This window comes from Azonexus sp., assembly GCF_030824335.1.
GTDB lineage: Bacteria > Pseudomonadota > Gammaproteobacteria > Burkholderiales > Rhodocyclaceae > Azonexus.
In genome coordinates, this window is the sequence record NZ_JAVBXX010000007.1 from 136797 (window position 1) to 156322 (window position 19526).

17 protein-coding genes are annotated in these 19526 nt (G+C 58.6%); 13 read left to right on the forward strand and 4 right to left on the reverse strand.

Annotation, left to right across the window (positions count from 1 at the left end; all coding sequences use genetic code 11):
- Window positions 1-4: 4 nt before the first annotated feature.
- From frr to RCI20_RS04575, 13 genes are read left to right on the forward strand one after another with little or no spacing between them, the layout of a single operon-like run.
- Window positions 5-562 carry a ribosome recycling factor gene (gene frr, locus RCI20_RS04515; protein WP_306603373.1) on the forward strand — a complete coding sequence of 186 codons (558 nt, stop codon included), beginning with the start codon at window positions 5-7 and terminating at the stop codon, window positions 560-562.
- A gap of 14 nt (window positions 563-576) precedes the next feature.
- Complete coding sequence (uppS, locus tag RCI20_RS04520; protein WP_306603374.1) at window positions 577-1338, forward strand: polyprenyl diphosphate synthase; 762 nt, start codon at window positions 577-579, stop codon at window positions 1336-1338.
- A complete protein-coding gene (locus RCI20_RS04525; protein ID WP_306603375.1) occupies window positions 1331-2173 on the forward strand; it encodes a phosphatidate cytidylyltransferase in 843 nt (280 codons plus the stop codon). The genes uppS and RCI20_RS04525 overlap by 8 nt, the downstream gene beginning before the upstream one ends.
- Window positions 2170-3360: a 1-deoxy-D-xylulose-5-phosphate reductoisomerase gene (gene ispC / locus RCI20_RS04530; protein WP_306603376.1), complete on the forward strand. Its 1191-nt coding sequence runs from the start codon at window positions 2170-2172 to the stop codon at window positions 3358-3360. Before RCI20_RS04525 ends, ispC begins: the two co-directional genes overlap by 4 nt.
- On the forward strand, window positions 3357-4724 hold the full coding sequence (gene rseP / locus RCI20_RS04535) for an RIP metalloprotease RseP (protein WP_306603377.1): 1368 nt from the start codon (window positions 3357-3359) through the stop codon (window positions 4722-4724). Before ispC ends, rseP begins: the two co-directional genes overlap by 4 nt.
- Before the next feature lie 2 nt (window positions 4725-4726).
- Window positions 4727-7003 (forward strand): outer membrane protein assembly factor BamA, encoded by a 2277-nt coding sequence (gene bamA / locus RCI20_RS04540; protein WP_306603378.1) that lies wholly within the window; start codon window positions 4727-4729, stop codon window positions 7001-7003.
- A gap of 12 nt (window positions 7004-7015) precedes the next feature.
- Window positions 7016-7522, forward strand: a complete 507-nt coding sequence (locus tag RCI20_RS04545) for an OmpH family outer membrane protein (protein WP_306603379.1) — start codon at window positions 7016-7018, stop codon at window positions 7520-7522.
- The gene (lpxD, locus tag RCI20_RS04550; RefSeq protein WP_306603380.1) at window positions 7522-8565 is read left to right on the forward strand and encodes a UDP-3-O-(3-hydroxymyristoyl)glucosamine N-acyltransferase; all 1044 of its coding nucleotides are present in this window, start codon (window positions 7522-7524) and stop codon (window positions 8563-8565) included. The genes RCI20_RS04545 and lpxD overlap by 1 nt, the downstream gene beginning before the upstream one ends.
- A 4-nt stretch (window positions 8566-8569) precedes the next feature.
- Window positions 8570-9004: a 3-hydroxyacyl-ACP dehydratase FabZ gene (fabZ, locus tag RCI20_RS04555; RefSeq protein WP_306603381.1), complete on the forward strand. Its 435-nt coding sequence runs from the start codon at window positions 8570-8572 to the stop codon at window positions 9002-9004.
- Between the two features lies 1 nt (window position 9005).
- Window positions 9006-9776, forward strand: a complete 771-nt coding sequence (lpxA, locus tag RCI20_RS04560) for an acyl-ACP--UDP-N-acetylglucosamine O-acyltransferase (RefSeq protein ID WP_306603382.1) — start codon at window positions 9006-9008, stop codon at window positions 9774-9776.
- A gap of 1 nt (window position 9777) precedes the next feature.
- A complete protein-coding gene (lpxB, locus tag RCI20_RS04565) occupies window positions 9778-10926 on the forward strand; it encodes a lipid-A-disaccharide synthase (RefSeq protein ID WP_306603383.1) in 1149 nt (382 codons plus the stop codon).
- Complete coding sequence (gene rnhB / locus RCI20_RS04570; protein WP_306603384.1) at window positions 10914-11504, forward strand: ribonuclease HII; 591 nt, start codon at window positions 10914-10916, stop codon at window positions 11502-11504. Before lpxB ends, rnhB begins: the two co-directional genes overlap by 13 nt.
- Entirely contained in the window at window positions 11501-12271 is a 771-nt protein-coding gene (locus RCI20_RS04575) for an RNA methyltransferase (RefSeq protein ID WP_306603385.1), read from the forward strand. The genes rnhB and RCI20_RS04575 overlap by 4 nt, the downstream gene beginning before the upstream one ends.
- A 69-nt stretch (window positions 12272-12340) precedes the next feature.
- Here the strand turns inward: RCI20_RS04575 and RCI20_RS04580 are convergent, their stop codons facing one another.
- The 4 genes from RCI20_RS04580 to RCI20_RS04595 form a co-directional block, all read right to left on the reverse strand.
- Window positions 12341-13159 carry a pyruvate, water dikinase regulatory protein gene (locus RCI20_RS04580; protein WP_306603386.1) on the reverse strand — a complete coding sequence of 273 codons (819 nt, stop codon included), beginning with the start codon at window positions 13157-13159 and terminating at the stop codon, window positions 12341-12343.
- Window positions 13160-13168: 9 nt separating this feature from the next.
- Window positions 13169-15931 (reverse strand): phosphoenolpyruvate carboxylase, encoded by a 2763-nt coding sequence (gene ppc / locus RCI20_RS04585; protein ID WP_306603387.1) that lies wholly within the window; start codon window positions 15929-15931, stop codon window positions 13169-13171.
- Window positions 15932-16378 (reverse strand): universal stress protein, encoded by a 447-nt coding sequence (locus tag RCI20_RS04590; RefSeq protein WP_306603388.1) that lies wholly within the window; start codon window positions 16376-16378, stop codon window positions 15932-15934.
- 72 nt (window positions 16379-16450) lie between these two features.
- Entirely contained in the window at window positions 16451-19216 is a 2766-nt protein-coding gene (locus RCI20_RS04595) for an FAD-binding and (Fe-S)-binding domain-containing protein (protein WP_306603389.1), read from the reverse strand.
- Window positions 19217-19526 lie beyond the last annotated feature (310 nt).

Below are 19526 nucleotides of genomic sequence, written 5' to 3' on the forward strand. Positions count from 1 at the left end.
AGTGATGATTGCTGAACTCAAGAAAACTGCTGACCACAAGATGCAGAAAACGCTGGAGGCGTTGAAGAACGACCTGCTGAAGATTCGTACTGGACGTGCGCATATCGGTTTGCTCGATCATGTGATGGTGGATTATTACGGTTCGCCGGTGCCGGTGAATCAGGTGGCCAATATCACGTTGGTCGATTCGCGCACCTTGGGTGTCCAGGCGTGGGAAAAAGGCATGGTTCAGAAGGTCGAGAAAGCGATTCGCGATTCCGACCTGGGTCTGAATCCCGCCTCGCAGGGTGACCTGATTCGCGTGCCGATGCCGGCGTTGACCGAAGAACGTCGCCGTGATCTGATCAAAGTCGTCAAGAACGAAGGCGAGGCTGCCAAGGTGGCGATCCGCAATCTGCGCCGTGATGCCAATACGCATTTGAAGGATGCGCTCAAGAAGGGCGAAATTCCGGAGGATGATGAGCGTCGTGCCCAGGATGATGTGCAGAAACTGACCGATAAATCCATTGCCGAAGTCGACAAGATGCTCGCCGCCAAAGAGGCCGAGCTGATGCAGATCTGAGCCGTTCTGGCTGCATGGCTCTTTTCTCCAGTTCGACGCGTGATGTTCCGCAGGTTGCGGCAGTGCCGAAACACGTTGCTGTCATCATGGACGGCAACGGGCGCTGGGCAAAAAAACGTTTTCTGCCGCGTGTGGCAGGGCATGTCAAAGGGGTCGAACTGGTCCGCGAGATGGTGCGTTCCTGTCTCGAACGTGGCGTCCAGTATCTGACCCTGTTTGCCTTTTCTTCCGAAAACTGGCGTCGACCGCAAGAAGAAGTAACCTTGCTGATGCAGTTGTTCGTCAAGGCGCTGGAGCAGGAGGTCGAGAAACTCGACCGTAATGGTGTCCGCCTGCATGTGATCGGCGATCTGTCGCGCTTTGATCCCGGTTTGCAGGCGCTGATTCGCCAGGCTGAGCAGCGGACGGCCGGTAATACCCGGCTTGATTTGACCATTGCGGCCAATTACGGCGGGCGCTGGGACATCATGCAGGCGGTTAACCGCATGGCCGAGGCTTTTCCGGAAAAGGCAGCGGCCTGGGAAGAGGGCGATATCGAGCCGTTTCTCTCCATGCATTTTGCCCCGGAGCCCGACCTGTTCATTCGCACCGGCGGCGAACAGCGGGTCAGTAATTTTCTGCTCTGGCAACTGGCCTATACCGAATTTTTCTTCACGCCAACGCTCTGGCCGGATTTCAATGGCGAAGAGTTCGACAAGGCGATTCTTTCCTATCAGCAACGCGAGCGTCGTTTTGGACGTACCAGCGAACAATTGACGGACAATTCCCATGCTTAAAACGCGCGTCATCACGGCGCTGGCCCTGATGGCGATCCTGTTGCCCAGTATTTTCTGGTTGCCGCAGGCGCACTGGGCGCTGCTGATTGCTGCATTCATCGGTGTGGCCGGCTGGGAGTGGGGGGCTTTGCTGGGTTGGCAAAAGACTGGGCGCTTGCTGCTTGGCGTGAGCACAGCGGCAATTTGTGCAGCCTTGTCGTTCAGTTATCCCGCAGCGATCGGTTCAAACATTGGTGCAGCCGAGTTTTTGCCTGCCCAGCCCTGGGTTTTCCTGTTTTACGGGCTGTCGACCGCATTCTGGTTGCTGTTGATTCCATTCTGGCTCCAAGGGAAATGGGCCTTGCGCGGTGTTTCCGGCTTGCTCGTCGGCGCCGTTGTCCTGTTGCCGACCTGGCTGGCCATGGTGCAGTTGCGGGCAATTGGCCCGGGCGTCTTGCTGGCGGTATTTGCCGTCGTCTGGATGGCGGACATTGCGGCCTATTTTGCCGGTCGCCGTTTCGGCAAGCGCAAGCTGGCACCGAGCATCAGTCCGGGGAAAACCTGGGAGGGGGCCTATGGTGCGACCTTTGGCGTGCTGATTTATGGCTTGTTGATCGGTCATTTTTTCCTCGCCGACCGGGTTGCTTTGCCGCTTTGGGTTGTTGTCCTGCTGCTGGTGACCGCCGTCAGCATCATTGGCGACCTTTTCGAGTCGCTGCTCAAGCGAAAGGCCGGCATCAAGGACAGCAGCAATGTGCTGCCCGGTCATGGCGGGGTACTTGATCGCATTGACAGCCTGACCTCGACGCTGCCGGTGGTCGCGGCTATCTGGTTACTTTTCGTGTACGGCGCATGAAGCAGCAAAATATTACCGTGCTTGGCTCGACTGGCTCCATCGGCGTCAGTACGCTTGATGTGATTCGTCGGCATCCCGATCGTTATTCGGTTTTTGCGCTATGCGCGCACAGCCAAGTGGACAAGCTGTTCGAGCAATGTCTTGAGTTTCGCCCGGTTTTCGCCGTGCTGCGTGATGCCGAATTGGCCGAAGAACTTTCCCGGCGCTGTCGTGCCGCCGGTTTGGCGACAGAAGTGCGACATGGGATCGAAGCACTGATTGAATTGTCGTCCTTGCCCGAAGTGGACGCGGTGATGGCTGCCATCGTTGGCGCCGCTGGTCTTGAACCGACCTTGGCCGCCGCCCGTGCCGGCAAGCGGGTGATGTTGGCGAACAAGGAAGTGCTGGTCATGGCCGGCGAATTGTTCATGCACGCGGTGCGCGAGCATGGTGCAACGCTGCTGCCGGTCGACAGCGAACACAACGCGATTTTCCAGGCTTTGCCCGCCGATTTTGCCCGTGGCTTGGTCCCGTGCGGTGTGCAGAAAATTTTGCTGACGGCCTCGGGCGGCCCATTTCGCAATACGCCGCTGAGCGATCTCGGTCAGGTAACGCCGGAGCAGGCTTGTGCCCACCCAAACTGGGTGATGGGTAGAAAAATCTCCGTAGATTCAGCCACCCTGATGAACAAGGGGCTGGAAGTCATTGAAGCGCGCTGGTTGTTCGACGCACCGCCAGAAATGATCCAGGTGGTCGTTCATCCGCAGAGCGTCATTCATTCGGCAGTGCAATACAACGATGGCTCGGTATTGGCGCAGCTAGGCAATCCGGACATGCGGACACCCATTGCGTATGCGATGGCCTGGCCGGAACGGATCGCGGCCGGCGTTGAGGCCTTGGACCTGTTCAAGGTCGGGCGTCTCGATTTCTTCCCCCCAGATTTCGAACGTTTCCGTTGCCTGCAGCTTGCTTACGACGTGCTCCATGAAGGCGGAACGGCGCCAGCCATTTTGAATGCGGCGAATGAAATTGCCGTCGCAGCGTTTCTTGATCGGCGCTTGCCGTTTCTGGGGATTCCCAAGCTCAACGAGGCGGTGCTTTCTGCGCTGCCCGCCCGCCCGGAAGGCAGTTTGGCCGATGTACTCGGCGCCGATGCCGAAGCGCGTAGCCTGGCAGAGTCGATGATCGTCGACGGGCGGTTTGCATGAGCGAGTTGCCGTTTTATCTGGCGGCGTTCGGACTGGCACTCGGCACCCTGATTGTTGTCCACGAGTTGGGGCATTACCTGGCGGCGCGTTGGTGTGGCGTCAAGGTGCTGCGTTTTTCGGTCGGCTTCGGCAAGGTCATCTGGCAGCGCCGTTTTGGGGCTGACGGTACCGAATGGGCACTGAGCATTTTTCCGCTCGGTGGCTACGTCAAGATGCTTGATGAAAGAGAGGGCGATGTCGATACGACAGAATTGCATCGAGCCTTCAATCGTCAGACTGTCGGTAAGCGCAGCATCATCGTCGCGGCTGGACCGTTGGCTAATTTTCTGCTGGCGATTTTGCTCTATTGGGGCGTTTTCATGGTCGGCAGCAACGAGTTGCTGCCGATTTTGGGTCAGCCCACAGCCAGTTCGCCCGCTGCTATCGCGCAAATACATGGCGGCGAGCAGGTGCGCAGTATTGACGGTGAGCCGGTGGCGACCTGGAATGATTTGCGTTGGCAGGTTTTGCACAAGGCGGTCGATCAGGAAAGTACCGTTCTTGAGGTGATCAACGCGCAAGGGGAAATTGCTCTCAGGCGTCTTTATCTTGCCGCTGCTAGTGAGCAGGGTTGGGAGGGCGATGCGCTGGAGCGTCTTGGGTTGCGTTTTTATCGCCCGGATTTGCCGGCGGTTATTGGCAAACTGGCCGAGGGCGGGGCGGGACAACGCGCCGGTTTGCAACAAGGTGATTTGGTTTTGGCGATAGACGACAAGGCGATCACTCACTGGCATGAACTGGTTATTACCATTCGTCAGGCAGGGGGACGCAGTTTGCGGCTGCATCTTCAGCGTAATGGGCAGAATTTTGCGGTCGACGTCGTTCCCGATGTGTTTTCCGAACGTGGTCAGCAGATCGGCCGGATTGGTGTTGCTGTGGCTGAGTCGGCGGAAACGCAGCGCGAATTGCGTACGCATGTGAGTTATGGGTTTTTCGAGGCGGGGCAAAAAGCCTTGCGTGAGACTTGGGATAAATCCGTATTCAGCTTGGTGATGCTGGGGAAAATGTTGACTGGTGAAGTCTCCTGGAAAAATCTCTCCGGCCCAGTCACCATTGCTGATTACGCTGGCCAGTCAGCCCGGCTTGGCCTGGATTATTATGTCAAATTCATGGCGCTGATCAGCATCAGTCTGGGTGTCCTGAACCTGCTGCCCATCCCGGTGCTGGACGGTGGGCATTTGATGTATCATATGCTCGAAGCTATCAGGCGGAAGCCCCTTTCGGAGCGGGTTATGGCAATTGGTCAGCAGTTCGGGCTAGCCGTATTGTTCACCTTGATGGCTTTCGCATTTTTTAACGACTTGACTCGCCTTTTCGGCGGCTAATAATGAAAAAATCCCTGTTGTCTGCACTGATTGCTGGTCTGTTTTCCCTGCCCGCAATGGCATTTCAGCCGTTTACCGTCAAGGATATTCGCGTCGAAGGGATACAGCGGACTGAAGCGGGTACCGTTTTCAGCTATTTGCCGGTCAAGGTCGGCGATACGCTGAATGACGAGAAGGCCGCACAAGCCATCAAGGCGCTGTTTGCGACCGGCTTTTTTCGCGATGTACGCATTGATGTCGACGGCCAGGTCATGGTTGTGGTGCTTCAGGAGCGCCCGGCGATTTCGACCCTGAATTTTGTTGGACTCAAAGAGTTCGACAAGGATGTGATCACCAAAGCACTGAAAGAAACCGGTATCGCCACCGGACGCATTTTCGATCGTTCGCTGCTTGACAAGGCTGAACAGGAATTGAAGCGCCAATATCTGTCGCGCGGCAAATACGCAGCCCAGATAACCACCACCGTTACGCCGCTGGAGCGTAATCGTGTTGGCATCAATTTCAATATTGTCGAAGGTGAAGCAGCAAAAATTCAACAGATCAATATCGTTGGTGCCAAGGCTTTTCCTGAAAAGGATCTCCAGGGCTTGTTCGAGTTGACGACACCGGGTTGGTTAACCTGGTACACCAAGAACGATCAGTACTCACGGCAAAAACTGACTGCCGATCTGGAAAAACTGAAATCCTTCTATCTGGATCAGGGTTATCTGGAATTCAATGTCGAATCCACTCAGGTATCAATCTCACCGGATAAGCAGGATGTGTTCATCACGGTCAATGTGACCGAAGGGGAGCGCTTCAAGGTGGCTTCGGTCAAGTTGGCCGGGGACTTCAATATTCCGGAGGAGGAACTGAAGAAGCTTGTCACCGTGCGTGCTGGCGATGTTTTTTCCCGTGCTTCGTTGAATGATTCGACCAAGGCGATCAGTGATCGTCTAGGCAAGGAGGGGTATGCCTTTGCCAATGTCAATGCTGCCCCGGAAATCAATCGGGAAAAACGTCTAGTTGATTTCACCATTTTTGTCGATCCGGGCAAGCGTGTTTATGTGCGCCGGGTCAATGTGACTGGCAATACCAAGACCCGTGATGAAGTGGTGCGTCGGGAAATTCGCCAGATGGAAAGTGCCTGGTACGATGCAGACAAGGTGAAGACCTCCAAGGAGCGTGTCGACCGTCTTGGTTTCTTTACCGATGTTACGGTCGAGACACCGCCGGTGCCTGGAACGTCGGATCAACTGGATGTCAATGTCAATGTGACTGAACGGCCGACCGGTAACCTGATGCTGGGGGTCGGGACATCGAGTACCGACAAGCTGATTCTTTCCGGCTCCATCTCGCAGAATAATTTCCTGGGGAGCGGAAACAATGTTTCCATTCAGGTCAATTCGGCAAAGTCCAATCGCACCTACGCGTTTTCCTATACGAATCCCTACTTCACGACTGATGGCGTAAGTCAGGGATTCGATATTTATCATCGAACGACGGATACGGAAACGACAGAAATTGCGCATTACAAATCCGAAGCGACAGGGGCTGGCGTGCGGTTTGGCTTCCCGATCGGCGAAAATCAGTCGTTTACCGTGGGTCTGGCGGTGGATTCAACTTCCATCACGACTTACGACAGTAGTCCGACGTATTACAAGAATTACGTCAATGATTTTGGCAAGACCAACGTTTCCCTGCCCTTGTCCCTGAACTGGATCAGTGACAACAAGAATAGTTTCTTCTTCCCGACCGCTGGTACTTATCAGCGTGCCGGTGTCGAATTTGGTTTGCCTGGTGTTGATCTGACTTATTACCGGGCAAATTACCAGTTGCAACATTTCTTCCCGTTGTCCAAGCGTTTCACGCTGATGTTGAATGGCGAGTTCGGTTTTGCCAATGGTCTGGGCGGCAAAAAACTGCCGTTCTTCAAGAATTATTATGCGGGTGGTGTGAACTCGGTTCGCGGCTATAAAGGTAGCTCCCTGGGGACAGCGGGAACATTCGAGGGCGAGGATCGTCTGGGCGGTAACCGGAAAATCATTGGCAATGCCGAGCTTCTGTGGAATTTGCCAGGGTTTGAAAACGCGGCACGACTTGGCGTATTCTTCGATGCAGGACAGGTTTATGCACGTGGTGACAAGCTTGATCTTGGTGAACTCCGTTATTCTGCCGGTCTGACTGCCGCGTGGATTTCACCGGTTGGCCCGTTAAAATTCAGCCTTGGCTCAGCATTGAACAAAAAGGATCGGGATGAAGCCGAAACTTTCCAGTTCCAGTTGGGTACTACTTTTTGATTCAGGAGTCTCATGTTGAAAGCTAAAACACTCGTTTTCGCCTCGTTGCTGTCGGCGCTTTGCATTACTGGCGTTACTGCGGCTGAGTTGAAGGTCGGTTACGTCGATACCCAGCGTATTTTCCGTGATGCGCCTGCCGCTCAGAAGGCAGCGAAAAAGCTGGAAAGCGAATTCTCCCGGCGCGATCAGGAATTGCAGCGCATGGCCAAGCAACTGCAAGGCTTGCAAGAGGGGCTGGAAAAGAATTCCGTGACCATGTCCGAATCCGAACGCCGTACCCGGGAAAAGGAGTTTGGCGATCTGTCGCGTGAATTCCAGCGCCGGCAGCGCGAATTCCGTGAAGATCTCAATCTGCGCCAGAATGAAGAAAATGCCGCAGTGATTGAAAAGGCAAATCGTGCGATCAAGCAGATTGCCGAATCCGAAAAATATGACCTGATCCTGCAGGATGTCGTTTGGGTCAGCCCGCGTCTTGACATTACGGAACGCGTGATCAAGGCCCTGTCCGACGCTAAGTGATGCCTGGTTCGGAAGCGCTCTCATTTACGCTCTCCGAGATCGCCGCCCGTTTGGGCGGCGATGTACTTGGGGATGGCGAAATCCGTATTTCCCGGGTAGCCACGCTGGCATCTGCCGGTGAGGGTGATATCTCTTTTCTGGCAAACCGGAAGTATCGCAGCCAGTTGCAGACAACCCGGGCGACGGCCGTGATTCTGGCCCCCGATGCTGCCGATTCCTTTGCTGGCGGGCGCATCGTCTGCACCAATCCTTACGCTTACTACGCGCGTGTTGCGACCTTGCTTAATCCCCTTCGGGTCGGGTTTTCCGGCGTGCATGTTTCAGCCGCGCTTGATTCGGCCGTCCCCGAAAGTGCTGCGATCGGGCCGCATGTTTGTATCGGACGCAATGTTCACCTCGGTGAAGATGTGGTCATTCATGCCGGTTGTGTCATTGGCGATGACGTATCGATCGGTGACGGGACGATCCTCTATCCGAATGTCACCGTTTATCACGGGTGTATTTTGGGCCAGCGCGTCATCATTCATTCCGGTACGGTCATCGGTGCGGATGGCTTTGGTTTTGCGCCCGAGGGAAAGGCCTGGATCAAGATTCCACAAATCGGGATTGTGCGGATCGGCGATGATGTGGAAATTGGGGCAAATACGACGGTCGACCGCGGTGCACTGGAAGATACTGTAATTGGCGAAGGCTGCAAGATCGATAACCTGGTGCAGGTGGCGCACAACTGCAATATCGGTCCTTATAGCGTGCTGGCCGGTTGTACAGGTGTAGCCGGCAGTGTGACGCTGGGCGAGCATTGCGTCGTTGGTGGGGCAGGGATGATTACCGGCCACCTGTCGCTGGCAGCGGGCACGACGATTTCGGCCGGTTCGCTGGTGATGAAAAGTATTACCGAAGCGGGACGTTATACGGGGGTTTTCCCGCTCGATAGCCACGATGACTGGGTGCGCAACGCAGCGCACATTCGTCGTCTGTCAAAATTGGCTGACCGCGTTGCGGAATTAGAAAAGCAACTTAAAGAAAATAATACAAGGGATTGATTAAATGGATATTCATGAGATTCTGGAGCATTTGCCGCACCGCTATCCTTTCCTGCTGGTTGACCGTGTGCTCGAAATCGAGCCGGGCAAATCCATTCATGCCTACAAGAACGTAACGATCAACGAGCCTTTTTTCGTCGGTCATTTTCCGCATCATCCGGTCATGCCGGGCGTCCTGATCATGGAAGCGCTGGCCCAGGCGGCAGGCATCCTGTCGTTCAAGACGATGGAAGAAAAGCCGTCGCCGGATACCGTGTTCTATTTCGCCGGCATCGATGAAGCCCGTTTCAAGCGTCCGGTCATGCCGGGCGACCAGTTGCATCTGCACGTTGAAATCGAACGCCAGATGCGTGGCATCTGGAAATACAAGGCTGAAGCGCGGGTTGACGGCCAGTTGGCGGCCTCGGCCAAATTGATGTGTGCCAAACGGGATCTGTAAGATGATTCATCCCACAGCCATCGTCGATCCCGGCGCCAGGATAGGCGCCAATGTCGAAATCGGCGCCTATTCGATCATCGGACCACATGTCGAAATCGGCGACCACACGATTATTGGTCCGCATGTGGTGATTAACGGCCATACGCGGATTGGCCGCGATAATCGTATTTTCCAGTTCTGTTCCCTCGGCGAAGTGCCGCAGGACAAGAAATACGCCGGTGAGCCGACCCGCCTGGAAATCGGTGATCGCAATACGATCCGTGAGTTCTGTACCTTCAATCTCGGTACGGTACAGGATGGTGGCGTCACACGCATCGGCGACGATAACTGGATCATGGCTTACGTGCATATCGCTCACGATTGCCATGTGGGCAATAAATGCACCTTTGCCAACAACTCCCAGCTGGCTGGTCATGTGGTGGTCGAGGATTGGGCAATTCTTGGCGGTTTTACCGGTGTGCATCAGTTTTGCCGCATTGGCGCGCATGTCATGACAGCGGTCAGTACGGTCATTTTGCAGGATGTTCCGCCTTATCTGATGGCGGCGGGCAATACGGCGCAGCCTTATGGCATCAATGTCGAAGGGTTGAAGCGGCGGGGTTTCAATGCCGAGTCGATCACTTCGCTCAAGCGCGCCTATCGCACCCTGTACAAATCCGGTCTCTTGCTTGAAGAAGCGAAAGTCAAGCTGGCGGAAGATGCCAAGACCCAGCCGGATGTTCAGCGCTTTGTCGATTTCCTGGAAGTTTCCAAACGGGGCATCATCCGCTGATATGAGCAAGGTCGTCCGTATTGCCATGGTGGCGGGCGAGGCCTCCGGGGATTTGCTGGGTGCTCACCTGATTGCTGCATTGAAAAAGCAGCTTCCTGACGCCGTTTTTTTCGGTATCGGCGGTCCCCGAATGCAGGGTCAGGGGCTGGAGAGCTGGTGGCCGATGAGCAAGCTTTCGGTCATGGGCTATTGGGAAGCGCTCAAGCATTATCGGGAAATTTCCGGAATTCGCCGTCAGTTGAAAAAGCGCTTGCTCAACGAGCGACCGGATATTTTCATCGGGATCGATGCGCCGGATTTCAATCTCGGTCTGGAGAGCAGTCTGAAATCGGCCGGGATTCCGACCGTTCACTATGTCAGCCCATCGATCTGGGCCTGGCGCGGCGGGCGGATCAAGAAAATCGCGCGTGCGGTCAACCGGGTGTTGGCGCTGTTTCCGATGGAACCACCGCTTTACGAGAAGGAACGCATTCCGGTCACCTATGTTGGGCATCCGCTGGCTGATATGATTCCGCTCGAAACCAGCCGGCAGGAAGTGCGCGAAAAGCTTGCCCTGCCGCGCGATTACCCGACGTTTGCGTTGTTGCCGGGCAGTCGGCGTGGCGAACTGCAAGCCATGGCCGATACCTTCGTGCAAACGGCAAAAATCATTCGCGAGCGTTTCCTGCCGAATGCAGTTTTTGTCGTCCCACTGGCAACCCGAGAAACCCGTTTGCAATTTGAGGCAGCAATTTATCGCCAACATGCTGCCGATATTCCAATCCGCCTGCTCTTCGGTCATGCCCAGGATGCCGTCGGTGCATCCGACGTAAGTCTGGTGGCCAGTGGCACGGCGACGCTGGAAGCGGCGCTGATCAAGCGGCCGATGGTCATTACCTACAAGATCGCCAAGTTTTCGTACTGGTTGATGAAGCGTATGGCGTATCTGCCCTATGTGGGTTTGCCCAACGTCTTGTGCGGGCGATTCGTCGTGCCGGAAATCCTGCAAGATGAGGCGACGCCGGACAATCTGGCGGCTGCGCTGGTCAAACTTTACGAAGACAAGGACGCGGCTCGGGAAATAGAAGAAGCATTCACCGACTTGCACCTGCAACTCAGGCAGAACACCGCCGAGAAAGCTGCCCAAGCCGTCATTCGATGCCTGCGCTGATCGTTCCTGAAGGCCTGGTCTGCGGCATCGACGAGGCCGGTCGCGGGCCATTGGCCGGACCCGTGGTTGCGGCAGCGGTCATTCTCGACCCGGCGCAGCCGATCGATGGCTTGAATGACTCGAAGAAGCTGTCGGAAAAAAAACGGGCGGCATTGGCCATCGAAATCCGCGCCAAAGCGCTGGCTTGGGCGGTTGCCGAAGCCAGTGTCGAGGAAATCGACCAGTTGAACATCCTGCAGGCCACGCTGCTGGCCATGCAGCGTGCGGTGGCTGCGTTACCTGTCGCGCCGACCAGCGTCCTAGTCGACGGCAATCGTTGTCCCAAGCTTGCCGTGCCGGCCGAAGCCGTGGTGCAAGGGGATGGCAAGATCGCCTCGATTGCCGCCGCCTCGATTCTGGCCAAGACAGTCCGTGATGCCGGCATGCTGGTGCTGCACGCGCAATATCCACAATACGGTTTTGACCGCCACATGGGCTACCCGACTGCCGCGCATTGTGCGGCCTTGGCTGAACATGGTGCATCGCCCGTGCATCGGCGCAGTTTCGGGCCGGTGGCCAGGCAGTTGTCCTTGCTATGAAACTGATCCAGTCGCGGGACAATCCGTTTTTCAAGCAGTTGAAACGGCTGGCCGAATCGGGGCGCGAACGGCGCAAGCTCGGCCAGACGCTGCTCGATGGCGTGCATCTGGTCGAAGCCTGGGAAGCGCAGCGCGGGCTGGTTGAACAATTGATCGTGGCCGAGTCGGCCCTGCACCATGGTGAGGTTGCCGGCTATCTGGGTGACCGGGACTGCACGCTGTTGAGTGATGCGCTGATGCGCGAACTGGGCTTGGTGGAAACGCCGACGGGTCTGCTCGCTGTCGTGACCATGCCGTGCCCGAATGTTGCGGTCGACCTCGATAGCGACGCTGTTTTGCTTGATGGCGTACAGGACCCGGGAAATGTCGGCACCTTGCTGCGCACGGCTGCTGCTGCCGGGGTAAAACAGGTTCTCCTGGCGCCGGGCTGTGCGGCGGCTTGGTCGCCGAAAGTCCTGCGCGCCGGGCAGGGCGCCCATTTCGTCCTGGAGATTTTCGAGGACGCCGATTTTCCGGCTTTCATGGCCGAATATCGTGGCACGACCGCCGTGACTTGTCTGGATGGCGCACAGTCGCTTTACACCGCGCACTGGCAAGGTCCGCTGGCCTGGGTTTTCGGGGCGGAGGGTTTGGGCGTGCGTGATGAAATCATTGCCGCTGCCGGACTCAAGGTTCACATCCCGATGCCGGGTGCTGTCGAGTCGCTCAATGTCGGCGCTGCCGCCGCCGTTTGCCTGTTCGAGGCGGTACGGCGGCGTTTGGCTTGAATCTTCGTTACGCCGTGGCAGAGAGCCAGTGGCCCTCTGCCAGCGGATCTGCGCAGGTTTGGTGAAAACTCAGCGCAAATTCAGTTCCTGCAGGATGGTGGTCGAGATTTCCTCAATCGACTTGGTCGACGAATCCAGCCAGCGGATGCCTTCGCGGCGCATCATCTTTTCTGCTTCGGCAATTTCGTAGCGACAATTGGCCAAGGACGCGTACTTGCTGTCGGCGCGACGTTCTTCGCGGATCTGGTGCAGGCGCTCCGGCTGTATGGTCAGGCCAAAGAGCTTGGCTCGATGCTTTTCCAGCGTGCCAGGCAGTCGACCGCGATCAAAGTCTTCCGGGATCAGCGGAAAATTGGCGGCCTTCAGGCCGAACTGCATGGCCAGATAGAGCGAGGTCGGCGTCTTGCCACAGCGCGAGACGGCGACCAGGATCACGTCGGCTTCTTCCAGCCCGCGGTCGGTGATGCCGTCGTCGTGGGCCAGCGTGTAGTTGATCGACTCGATGCGTTTCTTGTAATCCGAACTGTCGGCCGTACCGTGCGAACGGCCGACGGTATGGCTGGATTTCAGTCCCAGTTCGATTTCCAGCGGTGCCAGGAACGTCTCGAAATACGACATGCAGAAGGCATCGGCCTGATGCACGATGCCGGAAATTTCTGTGTCGATCAGCGTGGTGAAGACAATCGGCCGCATACCGTCGGATTCACCTTGGGCATTGATCCGGTGGACCGCTTCCTGGGCTTTTTCGATGCTGTCGAGAAAGGGGATGCGGATCTGCGAAAAAACCACGTTCTCGAACTGGGTCAGCAGGCTGTGGCCGAGGGCTTCGGCGGTCAGGCCGGTACCGTCTGAAATGAAGAATACGGTGCGTTTGATGGGATTTGCCATGGCCGGATTCTAACCGCTGTTGCGCAGGCCGGAGGCGATGCCGTTGATCGAAAGATGAATGCCGCGAGCGACGCGTTCATCGGTATCGCCCGCCCGGTGGCGCTTGAGCAATTCGACCTGCAGGTGATTGAGCGGGTCCATGTAGGGCGCGCGCAGTTGCAGTGAACGCTTGAGCATCGGATTGTCGCCGAGGAAATCATCCTGCTGCAGGATATCGAGCAGGTGCTTTCGGGTCAGTTCCCATTCACCGACGATGCGCGTGAAAATACGTTCACGCAGCTCGACATCGACGACCAGTTCGGCATAGCGCGAGGCGATGGCGAGGTCGGTCTTGGCCAGCACCATATCCATGTTCGACAGCAGGCTTTTGAAAAATGGCCATGATTTGAGCATGCGCCGCAAGGTTGCCAAACCTGCCGGATTTGCCGTCAGATAGCCGTCGACCGCAGTACCGAAGCCGTACCAGCCGGGCAGCATCAGGCGACATTGCGCCCAGGAAAATACCCAGGGAATGGCGCGCAGGTCTTCGATGCGCTCCGATGCCTTGCGCGACGCCGGCCGGCTGCCGATGTTCAGCAGGGCGATTTCGGAAACCACGGTCGACTGGCGGAAATAGGTGGTAAAGCCGGGCGTTTCATAAACCAGCCCACGATAGGCATTGAAGGCGCGCGCCGACAATTCGTCCATCGCCGAATGGAACTGCTCAGCCGGCTCGACCTGGTTTTCGTGATCGGTCAGGCTGGCTTCCAGTGTTGCGGCGAGCAGCACTTCGAGATTGCGCCGGCCGTTGTCCGGGTTGCCGTACTTGGTCGAGATGACTTCGCCCTGTTCGGTCAGCCGGATCTGGCCGGAAACGGCGCCGGCCGGCTGGGCCAGGATGGCGTGATAGGACGGGCCGCCACCGCGACCAACCGATCCGCCACGACCGTGGAACAGGCGCAGGCGAACGCCGTGTGCGCGGAACACGTCGGTCAGCTCGATTTCGGCCTTGTACAATTCCCAGCCCGAGGTCAGGAAACCGCCATCCTTGTTGGAATCGGAATAGCCGAGCATGACTTCGTGCTCGTCGCCACGGCCAGCGATAAGCTGACGATAGACCGGCAAGGCGAAAACACCGGCCATCGTTGCCGCGCTCTTCTGCAAGTCCTCGATGGTTTCGAACAACGGGATGATGTTGACGTCGAGTTGTGGTGTCGTGCCCGGACGCAGCAGGCCCGATTCCTTGAGCAGCAGCGCCAGTTCGAGCAGGTCGGAAACGCCGTCGGTTTTCGAGATGATGCAGTTGGGCAGCGCGGCGGCGCCGTATTTTTCGCGCAATTCGCGGGCCGTGAAGAAAATGGCCAATTCGCCTCGCGTTTCTTCATCGTAGGTCAGCCAGGGCGAATACAACGGGCGTGGTGTGGCCAATTCTGCGGTCAACAGGCTGATCCGGGCATTTTCGTCCAGTGCCTCGTAATCCGGGCAGCGACCGGCGGCAGCCAGTAGCGCGGCGACGCTGCGGGCGTGCACTTCAGAGTTCTGGCGCAGGTCGATTGGTGCCAGGTGGAAGCCGAACACCTGCACTGCACGCAGCAGACGGCGCAGACGGCCGCCGGCCAATTTAGCGCCGCCGTTGAGTTTCAGCGAGTTGGCCAGGACCTTGAGATCGGCGCGCAGCGCTTCCGGCGTGCTGTAAGGCTCGCCGCTGGCAATTTCGTGGCGTACCGGTTCGATGTGGTCGAGCCGGCGGGCCGTCGCGGCGATGCGCGCATAGATGCTGGTGAGGGCGCGGCGGTAAGGCTCGTCGAGCCGCTGGGGCGACTGGTCGGGCGACTGGTCGGCCATCGCGCGTAATTCCGGCGTGATATCGATCAGCAGGTCGGACAGCGGCAGTTCGGCGCCCAGTTGGTGGATTTCGTCGAGATAATGGTTCAGCGTGGCGGCCGATTGCAGGCGCAAGGCTTCGCGCAGAATGTCGGCCGTGACGAACGGGTTGCCGTCGCGATCACCGCCGATCCAGCTGCCGACGCGGAAGAAGGGCGGCAGCGCCCAGATTTTTTCCGGGTAGCGTTGCTGTAGCTGCTGCGTTGCCTGGATGTAAAGACGGGGCAGTTCGGTGAAAAAAGTTTCCTGAAAATAGCTGATCCCGTTTTTGACCTCATCAACCACCTTGAGCCGTACCGGGCGCAGCATGCGCGATTGCCACAGGGTCAGGATCGCATTCGACAAGGCCCAGTCGTTTTCGGCTTCTTCTTCCGGTGTCATCTGCAGACGCTCGCGCTGGTCGAGCAGATGCGCGATGTCGCGGTGATTGCGGATCAGGCTCTGGCGCTGGACTTCGGTCGGGTGGGCGGTGAGCACCGGGGCAACCAGCGCATGGGCGAAGAAGTCGGCGATGGCTTCCGGCGAGACTTTTGCGGTCGACAGCGCATCGAGGGCAAAAACCAGGCTGCCTTCGCGCGGCGGCGAGCCGGCCAGATCGTGTGCCCGGCGCCGACGGATGTGGTGCTCATCCTCGGCAATGTTGGCCAGTTGCAGAAAATAGCTGAAGGCGCGGACGACCGTCTGGGTCGTATCGCGCGGCAAGGGATCGAGCAGGGCAGCCAGTTCGTCACGGCTCGCCGGGTCGCCGTCGCGGGCAAAGCGGATGGCCGTCTGGCGGACTTTTTCGACGATATCGAAAACGCTGTCACCTTCCTGGTCGCGTACCGTATCGCCGAGCAGTCGGCCGAGCAGCCGGATGTCGTTGCGCAGGGGTTCATCCTTGTTGGCGTCGTGTGCTTCGCGGTGCATTTAGTGCTTTCTGACGAGGAGTACGGAGGCCTCGGCGATTCTGGCCAGTTGTTCGGCCACCGAACCGAGGATCAGCGTGGCGATGCCGCGCTGGCCGTGGCGACCGATCACGATGAGGTCGGCACCGACTTCCTTGGCCTTGTCGGCCAGTACTTCCGAGACGCGCCGATTGCGTGCTTCGAGCAGCAAGGTTTCCGCTTCGATGCCGGTGGCTTCCTTGAGCGCTGCGTCGAGTAGCTTCTGGCCGGCATCGGCGATGGCTTGCAGGGCGTTGTCGATGTTCAGCGAGGTCGAGAAGGTACGGCCGTGCATGCCCATCAGCGTTTCGTCGGCAACGTGCGTGATGTAGAGCTTGGCGTTGCTGCTGCGCGCCAGATGCAGGGCTTCGGTGAGGGCGCAACGCGAGGTGTCGCTGTCGTCGATGGCAACCAATATCTTTTTGTACATGATGGTTTTTCCTGGATGTGTTGATGGGGCTTACTTTAGCAATTTGCTCAGGATTTTGCAGTCAGGCAAACGTCAACAGTTTTGTTGCGGTCGACTGCATTTTTCGAGCAAATAGGCGATGGATTGGTAGTTGATGCGGGTTTCTGCGGTCAGGCCGATTTCGCAGGTGCGGTTGGTTGATACGCCACAGCCGCAATTGGCCGGCAGTTCGGCGTGGATCTTGCGCAGTGCATGCCGGTTGAGTTCCGGTACGACGAAGCCTCGGTCGCCAGCAAAGCCGCAGCAGGTCACGCCGGCCGGCTCGATGATTTCTTCGGCACAAGCCTGGAGCAGGGTACGCAACTTGGCATCCGAACCGGTTTTGCGTACCGAACAATTGATGTGCAAGGCCACCGGGCCGGGCTGTTTGGTCAGCATCAGGCGCGGTAGCAGTGCATCGACGGCGAACTCGTGGAAATCGTAGAGCTTGAGGCGTCCGGCCAGATGTTGCTGCATGCGCACCGAGCAGGTGCTGGCATCCATGATCACCGGGTACTTGCCGTTCTCCGAGGCTTGCATCAGGGCGGCTTCGAGACGGTTCGACATGCCTTCGGCTTCCTCGGTCATCCCCTTGCTCGCCAGCATCTGGCCGCAGCACAGGCTGTCGAAGCCCGCGGGCAGGATGGCGCGGTAGCCGGCGCGTTCGAGCAACGCGATGATGACCTCGCCGAGCTGCTTCTCGCCAGTGTCGGCCGGTCCGAAGATGCGGCCGCCGCAGGTCGGGAAATAGACCACCGGGTCGCCCTGCGTCATGCGGGCGACCGGTACCTTGCCGGCGTGCGGCATGTCCTTCTTCCAGGCGCCGCCGGAAACGCGGGCCAGGAAGTTGTCGCCAAGCACGCCGGAAACGGCATGGCCGACTTTCAGGCCGAGGCGCGAGGCGCTGGCGAGCGCGCCGAAATGTTCGCCCGTCCAGGCGTTGACCGTGCGGGCGGTGTCGCCCATCTTGCGGCCGCGCAGGCGGCGGGTCAGGTCGCCGGTATCGATGCCGACCGGGCAGGCCGTCGAGCACAGGCCGCAACCGGCGCAGGTGTCGAGGCCCATGTAGGCGTAATCTTCGCCGATGCTGCCGGCCGGCTCACCAGCGGCAGCACGGCGCGACAATTCACGCACGCTGACGATGCGCTGGCGCGGGCTGAGCGTCAGCCGGTGCGATGGGCAGAGCGGTTCGCAGAAGCCGCATTCGATGCAGCGGTCGACGATGTCCTCGGCAGCCGGCATCGGCTTCAGGTTGGCGAGGTGGGCCTGCGGATCGTCATTGATGATGACGCCCGGGTTGAGCAGGTTTTCCGGATCGAACAAGGCCTTGATCCGGCGCATCAGGTCGGTGGCATCCTTGCCCCATTCCATTTCGACGAACGGCGCCATGTTGCGCCCGGTGCCGTGCTCGGCCTTCAGCGAGCCGTCGTACTTGCCGACCACCAGCTGGCAGACGTCGTCCATGAAGCGGGCGTAGCGGTCGACCTCGGCCGGATCGCCGAAATCCTGGGTGAACACGAAGTGCAGGTTGCCCTCCAGCGCGTGGCCGAAAATGATCGCCTCGTGATAGCCGTGATGGCGCAGCAGCGCCTGCAGGTCGAGCGTGGCGTCAGCCAGCGACTCGATCGGGAAGGCGACGTCCTCGATCAGCACCGTCGTGCCGGTGCGGCGCATCGCGCCAACCGACGGGAAGGTGCCCTTACGCACTTTCCAGTACATGTCGCAGGTCGCCGGATCGGTCGAGAAAGCCATCGGCTCGACCGTGGCAATGCCGTCCATGGCGCCGTGGACGGCTGCAATCTTTTCCTGCAGCAGGTCGGCGCTGGCGGCGCGGACCTCGATCAGCAGCGCCGCCGCGTCCTCGCCCAGCGCACGCATGATCGCCGGCAGCCCCGGTTTGTTCTCGACCGAGTGCAGGGCAGGGCGGTCGAGCAGCTCGACCGCTGCCACCGGCTGCGGCTTCAGCCGGATCACCGCTTCGCAGGCGGTACGGATGTCCGGGAAGAAAACCAGCGCCGACGCCTTGCACGGGTCTTCGACGACGGTCTGGTAAGTGATCCGGGAAATGAAACCGAGCGTGCCTTCGGAACCGATCATCAGGTGGGCGAGGATGTCGAACGGATCCTCGTAATCGACCAGCGCATTCAGGCTGTAGCCGGTGGTGTTCTTGATCTTGAACTTGTGCCGGATGCGTTCGGCCAGCCGCGAGTTGTCGCGGGTATCGCGACCCAGCCGCTCCAGTTCGCCGAGCAGTACCGCGTGCGACAGCGAGAAGGCGTCGCGGCTGCGCGCATCTTCAGTGTCGAGCACGGTACCGTCGGCCAGCATCACACGCATGCCGGCCAGCGTCCGGTAGCTGTTCTGCGCCGTGCCGCAGCACATGCCGGACGCGTTGTTGGCGGCAATGCCACCGATCCTGGCCGCGCCGATCGACGCCGGATCAGGACCGATCTTGCGCCCATGCGGCGCCAGCCGCCGATTCACCTCACCCCCCACCATCCCCGGCCCAACCGTGACCTTGCTGGCATCGGCACTGATCTCGCAAGTGGCGAAACCTTCACCGATCAGCGCCAGCACCCCATCACTGATCGCCTGCCCGGACAGGCTGGTGCCCGCAGCACGGAAGGTGACCGGACGCTGGTTCTGCCGTGCTGCGGTCAACACCGTTTTCAGGTCATTTTCCGTTTCGATGATGGTGATGACCTCCGGTATCAGGCGGTAGAAGCTGGCGTCGGTGCCGTAGGCGAGGAGGCGCAGTTCATCGGTGATGACCTGGTTTTCGGGGAGGTGTTGGCGGAGGTGGTGGATGAGTTGGCTCATGGTTTTGGCTTGGTGTCTCGGGTTGTTATTTTGGGGTGCTGGAATTGGCTTGGGGTTCCGCCTTTAGGGCGGGCGTACTTTCTTTTGCTTCGCCAAAAGAAAGTAGCCAAAGAAAAGGCGACCCCAGGTTACGCGGTCGGCTGCGCCGACTTCCCTGCGCTACTCGAAACCGGCGGGGGCTGCGCAACTCGGCCCTGCGGGCCTCAAACAGTGCTCGCCCTTTTTCCGCCGGTTTCTCCGTTGCTCGGCGCTGCACATGGGGGCCCGGTAAAACCTCTCGGGGAATCGTGTCGTATTCGTTTTTGATGTT

Coding starts and splice junctions, on each gene's coding strand:
- RCI20_RS04580 (WP_306603386.1), bottom strand. CDS start 13,159: ATGGCAAATCCCATCAAACGCACCGTATTCTTCATTTCAGACGGTACC.
- uppS (WP_306603374.1), top strand. CDS start 577: ATGGCTCTTTTCTCCAGTTCGACGCGTGATGTTCCGCAGGTTGCGGCA.
- RCI20_RS04545 (WP_306603379.1), top strand. CDS start 7,016: ATGTTGAAAGCTAAAACACTCGTTTTCGCCTCGTTGCTGTCGGCGCTT.
- lpxB (WP_306603383.1), top strand. CDS start 9,778: ATGAGCAAGGTCGTCCGTATTGCCATGGTGGCGGGCGAGGCCTCCGGG.
- lpxD (WP_306603380.1), top strand. CDS start 7,522: ATGCCTGGTTCGGAAGCGCTCTCATTTACGCTCTCCGAGATCGCCGCC.
- RCI20_RS04575 (WP_306603385.1), top strand. CDS start 11,501: ATGAAACTGATCCAGTCGCGGGACAATCCGTTTTTCAAGCAGTTGAAA.
- lpxA (WP_306603382.1), top strand. CDS start 9,006: ATGATTCATCCCACAGCCATCGTCGATCCCGGCGCCAGGATAGGCGCC.
- RCI20_RS04595 (WP_306603389.1), bottom strand. CDS start 19,216: ATGAGCCAACTCATCCACCACCTCCGCCAACACCTCCCCGAAAACCAG.
- ispC (WP_306603376.1), top strand. CDS start 2,170: ATGAAGCAGCAAAATATTACCGTGCTTGGCTCGACTGGCTCCATCGGC.
- ppc (WP_306603387.1), bottom strand. CDS start 15,931: ATGCACCGCGAAGCACACGACGCCAACAAGGATGAACCCCTGCGCAAC.
- rseP (WP_306603377.1), top strand. CDS start 3,357: ATGAGCGAGTTGCCGTTTTATCTGGCGGCGTTCGGACTGGCACTCGGC.
- RCI20_RS04590 (WP_306603388.1), bottom strand. CDS start 16,378: ATGTACAAAAAGATATTGGTTGCCATCGACGACAGCGACACCTCGCGT.
- RCI20_RS04525 (WP_306603375.1), top strand. CDS start 1,331: ATGCTTAAAACGCGCGTCATCACGGCGCTGGCCCTGATGGCGATCCTG.
- frr (WP_306603373.1), top strand. CDS start 5: ATGATTGCTGAACTCAAGAAAACTGCTGACCACAAGATGCAGAAAACG.
- bamA (WP_306603378.1), top strand. CDS start 4,727: ATGAAAAAATCCCTGTTGTCTGCACTGATTGCTGGTCTGTTTTCCCTG.
- rnhB (WP_306603384.1), top strand. CDS start 10,914: ATGCCTGCGCTGATCGTTCCTGAAGGCCTGGTCTGCGGCATCGACGAG.
- fabZ (WP_306603381.1), top strand. CDS start 8,570: ATGGATATTCATGAGATTCTGGAGCATTTGCCGCACCGCTATCCTTTC.